We start from the raw sequence: 6,560 nt of genomic DNA, 5'->3' as shown, positions 1-6,560 counted from the left end.
ACCGTGGCTCGTGGAACAACCGCCGACCGAGCTCCACGCGCCGGGCATCCTGCTGCGGCACACCGGGCAACGGTTTGAGCGGTTCGTCCAGCGGCTCGGCACCGATCCCGGCGCAGAATCCGCACAGCAGCAACGCCAGGGCGTGTTGAAGAATACTCATCGGCAATCGTCTCCCTGACGCGGGGCCGGTTTGGCGCGGCTCATGAAATCGTCCACGGCATGGGGTCGGTGCCGGCCAGCAAGCGCGCAAACGCGTCGGCCGGCAGGGCTTTGCTGAAAAAGTAACCTTGGCCTTCCTCGCAGTGATGCGCCTTGAGAAAGGCCAGTTGCCCGGCGGTCTCGATGCCTTCGGCAATAACATTCAGCCCCAGCGTCTTGCCCAGACTGATGATGGCGCTGACGAGGGCGGCGTCGTTGTGGTTGTCGCTCAGGCCGCGAATGAACGATTGGTCGATCTTCAGCACATCAATGGGAAACCGGCGCAGGTAACTCAGGCTCGAATAGCCCGTGCCGAAGTCATCAATGGCCAGCCGCGTGCCCAGCGCTTTCAATCGCGCCAGCGCTGTCATCGTCGCGTCGATGTTCTGCATCAGCACGCCTTCGGTGATTTCCAGCTCCAGCCATTCAGGGCCCAGGCCAGTCTGCGCCAGCACCTGCTCGACGCCTTCGACGAAGTCACGCTGGCGGAAGTCGATGGGCGAGGTGTTGACCGACACGCGGATCGGCGGCAGGCCCGCGACTTGCCACGCCCGGGTCTGCCGACAGGCTTCGGCCAGCACCCATTTGCTCAGCGGCACGATCAGTCCGCTGTCCTCGGCCACCGGGATGAAGTCTGCCGGGTAGACCCAGCCATGACCTGGTTTCTGCCAGCGCACCAACGCCTCGGCCCCGACCACCCGGGCACTGCGAAAATCGACTTTCGGCTGGTAGTGCAGGACGAACTCCTGCTGTTGCAACGCCCGGCGAATGCCCGACTCGATGCTGTGTTGTTCGCGCGCGCGCAGGTTCATGGCTTCGATGAAGAAACCGATGTCGTTGGGGCCGGTTTCCTTGACGTTGCGCATCGCGGTCTCGGCCTTCTTGATCAGCTCGATGGCGTCCGGTCCGTCCTCGGGGTAGACACTGATGCCCAGGCTGGCGGTGACGCTGACGTCATGGCCGGCAATCATCTGCGGCACGCGGACGGCGGCCAGCACTTTTTCGGCGACGGCGTGGGTCTGCTGAGGGTGGTTGATGTCACTGAGGATCACCACGAACTCGTCGGAACCGTAACGAAATACCGAGTCCGATTCGCGCACGCACAGCAACAGTTGCTGGCCGACCCGCTTGAGCATTTCGTCGCCCGCCGGATGACCCAGGGCATTGTTGATGCGCTTGAAGCGGTCGAGGCCGAGAAACATCACCACCAGCTGTTTGTCATGGCGCCGGCTGACCGCCAGCGCCTGGCTCAGGCGATCACCGAGCAGGGTGCTGTTGGGCAGGCCGGTGAGGCTGTCGTATTGCAACAGGTGCGAGACCTTCAGCAGTTCATGCACTCGCGCCTCGATGGTGCGTTCGAGGCCGAGCATCTTCAGGGCTGCGTCCTGGGCCAATTGCCATTTCCATGTCAGGGCGTTGGCCATCTGGCGGATTTCCAGGCTGTCGAACGGCTTTTTCAGGATCAGCAACTGGTCGCCGAACTCCAGCCGTTCAGCCATCGCTTCCCAGCTGTAGTCGCTGTAGGCAGTGCACAAGGCAATTTGCAGGTTCGGATCGACGCGCCACAACTGCTCGATGGTTTCCAGGCCATCCCAGCCGGGCGGCATGCGCATGTCGATGAACGCCAGGGCGTAGGGGCTGCCGTCGATCAGTGCGCGCCGGACCAGGGCCAGCGCTTCCTGCCCCTGATAGGCGGAGTCGAGCTGGAAGGTCAGGTGCGGCGACGGGCGGGTGCCGAACAGCGCTTGCTCGAGCTGATTCAGATCGGTCGCGTCCTGCGCCTGCGGGGCAAGGATCTTGCGGAAGTCGTCGTGAATCGCCGGGGTGTCGTCGATGATCAGAATGCGCCGGTTGGTGTGCGCCGAGGCTGTCTTCATGCTTCGTCCTCCTGCGCGGGCGGGGCTAGCTGGCGGTCGTCCCTGAGCAGGCGGCCCGCCTGCTCGGGGCTGACCGCGGCGCTGAAATACAGGCCCTGAGCGCTGGGCAGCGGGGCGACGGGGGGCACCACAGGCTGATCCGCCGACGGCTGACCTTCGGCAATGATGCCGATGTCCAGGTCCCGGGCGAAATTGACGATGGCGCGCAGGGCGTTGGCGCCTGCTGCATCCTGAGTGGCACTGTCGATGAAACTCTGGGCGAGTTTGAGGTGGTTGACCCGGTAGGTCTTCAGGTAATCGAACGAGGAGTATTCGGTGCCGAAATCGTCGATGGCGATGGTTACGCCCAACTCACGCAGGCGCGGCAGGACATCGTTGTGCGTCCACTTGGTCTGGGCCAGTGTCGCCTCGGTGACATCGAAGCGCAGATCCCAGGGTGCCAGCTCCCAGCGTGCGGTGGTGCGCAGCACGTCGTAGATCAGTTCGGGGCCGCTTTTGAGTTGCGCCAGCGAGAGCTTGATCGCCATGACCGGCGGCGCCACACCTTCGTCGCGCCATTGCTGCATCTGCCGGCAGGCGCGGTCCAGCACCCAGCGCCCGAGGGGAATGATGGCGCCGGTGCGCTCCGCTGTCGGCACGAAAGCGCTGGCCGGCAGCAGGCCGAGGCGCGGATGCTGCCACAGGACTTGCGCTTCCATGCCGAGAATCCTGCCGCTGTGCAGGTCCATCTCCGGCGCGTAATGCAGTTGCAACTCATCGCCCTCCAGGGCGGTCATCAATTCACCGACCAGGGCCATGCGCTCGGCAACTTCCAGGGAAATCGCCTCGGAGTGGAAGTGATATTGGTTGCGGCCCATTTCCTTGGCGCGGTACAGCGCCATGTCGGCCTGGCTCAACAGGCTGTCGGCGTCGAGGCTGCTGGCGCTGTAGCTGCTGATGCCGATGCTCACCGAAATGTGCAGGGCATTGCCGGCCAGGTGGTAGGGCGTCAGCAGCTTGTCACGCAGATTGGCCGCCATGGCGGCCGACCGGGTCGGGTCGCTGACGTCCATTTGCAGGATCGCGAACTCATCCCCTCCCAGGCGCGCTACCACATCGTTTTCGCGCACACCGGTCCTGATGCGCCGGGCGACTTCCTGCAACAGCAGATCACCGACCGGATGCCCGAGGGTGTCATTGATGCGTTTGAAGTGATCCAGGTCCAGATAAAACACGGCGAACGGCGCAGCGCCGCGACGCGCGGCGGCAAAGGCCTGATGCAGACGTTCGATCAGTGTGGCGCGGTTGGCCAGTCCGGTCAGGCCGTCGGAGCGGGCCAGCAGGGCCAGTTTCTCCTCGACCAGTCGGCGCTCGGTGATGTCCAGAATAATGCCTTCGACTTCCAGCAGGCGACCGTCGTGATCGCGCACCGGGATGTAGCGGTTTTCCACCCAGCGCCAGGTGCCCTGGCCGGTGCGCAGACGAAACTCGATCGACGCCCCCGAGGCGTGGCGATCCAGCACCCGGGCCATGGCGGCATCGACACTGGCCTGATCATCCGGGTGAATCAGTGTCTGGGCCCAGCTCGCCGAGCCCACCAGATCGGCCGCGACATGGCCGTACCGGGTGATGTTGTGGGAGATGTACATCAGCGCGAATGACGGGTCGCCGCGCAACCGGTACAGAATGGTCGGGCTGTTCTGCACAATCATGTTGGCGTCGGACAATTCCCGGGTGCGCTCCTGAACCGCCTGTTCCAGCCGGCTCAGTTTCAGTTCGGCGTCTTCGGTCATTTGCCATTTGACCGTGAGGGCGCTGGCCATCTGGCGGATCTCGATGGCGTCGAAAGGCTTTTTCAGAATCAGCAGGCGGTCGTTCAATGCCAGGCGCTGGTCGATGTCTTCCCAGGAGTAGTCGGAATACGCGGTGCACAGCGCGACCTGCAACTTGGGGTCGATTTGCCACAGGCGTTCGATGGTTTCCAGGCCATCCCAGCCTGGCGGCATGCGCATGTCGATGAAGGCCATCGCATAGGGGCGGTTTTGCGCCAGCGCGGCTTCGAGTTTGTCCAGCGCTTCGCGGCCCTGAAACGCCGAATCCAGTTCGAATGACGGGGTCTGCGCCGTGGACGGCGTGCCAAACAGCAGGTTTTCGGTGGCGCCCAGACCGTTATCCACGGCGATCGCGGGGCAGAGGATTTTGGCGAAGTCGCCATGAATCGCCGGGCTGTCATCGACGATGAGCACGCGACGATTGACCCGGGCCGGTGGCAGGTTCATGCCGCACCGCCCTTCAGGTCATGTGTTGTCGTCATCGGGAGCATCCTTTCCCTCTTCGCGGGCCTGTTTGCCGGCCGCCGCAGCCGTACAACGTGGTTAAGCATAGTTGCCTCTGCGGCACTTCGCTTGCGCAGCCACGCCGAAAATTTGCGTGAAGCCTGCGAAAAATCATCTAGCCTTGCACTCAGACGCGGGCCAGCGGGGCGGTAGGCCCAAGGGTCAATCACCGTCACCGTTTCACTTGAGGTCATGCCATGGAAGAGCCAACCGTCCCGACGCCGAGCCACCGCCCCAAGGTGCTGCTGGTCGATGACGAGGAATCGATTCTCAACAGCCTGCGCCGGCTGTTGCGCACCCAGCCCTATGATCTGTTGCTGGCTACCAGCGGTGCCCAGGCGCTGGAGATTCTGGCGCAGCAACCGGTGGATCTGGTGATGAGCGATGCGCGCATGCCCAACATGGACGGTGCTTCGCTGCTGACCCATGTGCGCGAACGCCATCCGGCCGCCGTGCGCATCATGCTCACCGGTTATGCCGACCCCACGGCCATCATCAAGGCAATCAACGACGGGCAGATTCACCGCTACATCAGCAAACCGTGGAATGACGAAGAGTTGTTGTTGATCCTGCGTCAGGCTCTGGAGCACCAGCATTCCGAACGCGAGCGCCAGCGCCTGGAACGCCTGGCCCGGGTGCAGAACGATCAGCTGCGGCAACTCAACAGCACCCTGGAAAAGCACGTGGCCGCGCGCACCGCCGAACTGCAGCAGACCGCTGACATGCTCGATCTGGCCTACGAAGAGCTCAAGCACAGTTATGTCACCGGCACCGAAGTGTTCTCGCTGCTGGCCAATCTGCGCCTGCCGCCGGCCAAACAGACCAACCGGCAGATCATCGAACTGGTGCGCGGCTACTGTCAGACCCATGGCCTGGACGAGGCCGTCAGCCGCGACCTGGCGATGGCCGCGGCGCTGTACAACGTCGGCAAACTGAGCTGGTCCGACACGATGATGGTCACCCCTTCGGATCTGTTGCGACACACCGACCGCGACCGTTATCGCAGCTACCCGAAGCAGAGCGAATCGGTGCTGATGACCCTTGACCCGATGAAGGATGCTGCGCGGCTGATCCTGCATCATCAGGAGCGCTGGGATGGCAGCGGCTTCCCCGACCGGCTCAAGGGCGAGGCGATTCCGTTCGGTTCACGCCTGCTGAAGCTGGCGGTGGACTTCGTCGAACTGCAGCGCGGACTGATCCTCGAACGGCAGATGAACACCGATGAAGCGCTGCTGTACCTGCGTCAGTACGCCGGACGCCTGTACGACCCGGACCTGGTCGAAGATTTCATCCAGGTGTGCGCGGCGTTCCTCAGTGACATCACCCTGATTGATCCGGCGGTCAAGGTGCTGACCACACGGGACCTGGCGGAGGGCATGATTCTGGCGCGCAACCTGAATGCCGATAACGGCATGCTGCTGCTCAATGCCGGCAAGGTACTCAGCGGCTTGCTGGTGGAAAAGCTGATCGCCTTCGAAGCGATGGAGGGGGGCAAATACCAGATTTTCGTCAAGGTGCCCGAGGCGGTGGAAGCGGCGCTCAAGGCACAGGGATGAGCCTCGGCGAGATGACGCCAGTGGGCGGGACATGGGATCCTTGCGGTTTTTCCACGCCGGTGGCTGCCCCCATGACCTCTGCATCCGTTGTATCCCCACGCCTCATTCGCATCGCCGCCGCGCTGTTGCTTGGCCCTGACGGTCGCACGTTGCTGGTGCGCAAGCGCAACACCCGTGCCTTCATGCAACCGGGCGGCAAGATCGAGGCTCATGAAACACCGCTGCAGGCCCTGGCCCGTGAGCTGGAAGAAGAGCTTGGATTGCGCATCACTGGGGAGCAGGCGTCCTTTCTTGGCCAGTTTTCCGCGCCCGCTGCCAACGAGCCGGGCTTTACCGTACAAGCCGAGCTGTTCCAGCTGAGCATTGCTGCTCAAGTCACGCCGGCGGCGGAAATCGAAGAGGTGATCTGGATCGACCCGGCCACTGACGGCGATGTCGAACTGGCGCCATTGACACGCGACCTGATCCTGCCGTTTTATCGTGATTCGCTGACCGCCATCGCCTGATCCTCTTCGCAAAGGACGCCCCCCATGATCCCGCTTCAAGACCTGCTGATCTTCGCCGCCGCCGCGTTGTTGATGGTGCTGACGCCGGGGCCGAACATGATCTACCTG

At 63.3% G+C, this 6,560-nt stretch carries 4 protein-coding genes and 2 pseudogenes; 3 read left to right on the top strand and 3 right to left on the bottom strand.

Features of this window, described 5'->3' with window-relative positions; translation table 11 throughout:
• From DBR24_RS31670 to DBR24_RS07385, 3 genes and pseudogenes are all read right to left on the bottom strand, one after another.
• Nucleotides 1-160 (bottom strand): annotated as a pseudogene (locus DBR24_RS31670) (cytochrome-c peroxidase); the annotation flags it as partial.
• A 40-nt stretch (nt 161-200) separates the two neighbouring features.
• Entirely contained in the window at nt 201-2,075 is a 1,875-nt protein-coding gene (locus tag DBR24_RS07390; RefSeq protein ID WP_128614361.1) for a bifunctional diguanylate cyclase/phosphodiesterase, read from the bottom strand.
• A complete protein-coding gene (locus tag DBR24_RS07385; RefSeq protein ID WP_128614360.1) occupies nt 2,072-4,333 on the bottom strand; it encodes an EAL domain-containing protein in 2,262 nt (753 codons plus the stop codon). Before DBR24_RS07385 ends, DBR24_RS07390 begins: the two co-directional genes overlap by 4 nt.
• A gap of 254 nt (nt 4,334-4,587) precedes the next feature.
• Here DBR24_RS07385 and DBR24_RS07380 point away from each other — a divergent pair, with 254 nt between their 5' ends.
• The 3 genes and pseudogenes from DBR24_RS07380 to DBR24_RS07370 form a co-directional block, all read left to right on the top strand.
• Nucleotides 4,588-5,946 carry an HD domain-containing phosphohydrolase gene (locus DBR24_RS07380; protein WP_123466156.1) on the top strand — a complete coding sequence of 453 codons (1,359 nt, stop codon included), beginning with the start codon at nt 4,588-4,590 and terminating at the stop codon, nt 5,944-5,946.
• 71 nt (nt 5,947-6,017) lie between these two features.
• Nucleotides 6,018-6,452 carry an NUDIX domain-containing protein gene (locus DBR24_RS07375; protein ID WP_128614359.1) on the top strand — a complete coding sequence of 145 codons (435 nt, stop codon included), beginning with the start codon at nt 6,018-6,020 and terminating at the stop codon, nt 6,450-6,452.
• 24 nt (nt 6,453-6,476) lie between these two features.
• Nucleotides 6,477-6,560: pseudogene (locus DBR24_RS07370) on the top strand (LysE family translocator); the annotation flags it as partial.

The organism is Pseudomonas sp. HMWF006 (assembly GCF_003061205.1).
Classification (GTDB): Bacteria; Pseudomonadota; Gammaproteobacteria; order Pseudomonadales; family Pseudomonadaceae; genus Aquipseudomonas; species Aquipseudomonas monsensis.
This window is presented reverse-complemented; position numbering and strand designations above follow the sequence as displayed.

Bases quoted from the DNA above. Each gene is read 5' to 3' on its own strand.
- DBR24_RS07390 (WP_128614361.1), bottom strand. From the start codon at position 2,075: ATGAAGACAGCCTCGGCGCACACCAACCGGCGCATTCTGATCATCGAC.
- DBR24_RS07385 (WP_128614360.1), bottom strand. From the start codon at position 4,333: ATGAACCTGCCACCGGCCCGGGTCAATCGTCGCGTGCTCATCGTCGAT.
- DBR24_RS07380 (WP_123466156.1), top strand. From the start codon at position 4,588: ATGGAAGAGCCAACCGTCCCGACGCCGAGCCACCGCCCCAAGGTGCTG.
- DBR24_RS07375 (WP_128614359.1), top strand. From the start codon at position 6,018: ATGACCTCTGCATCCGTTGTATCCCCACGCCTCATTCGCATCGCCGCC.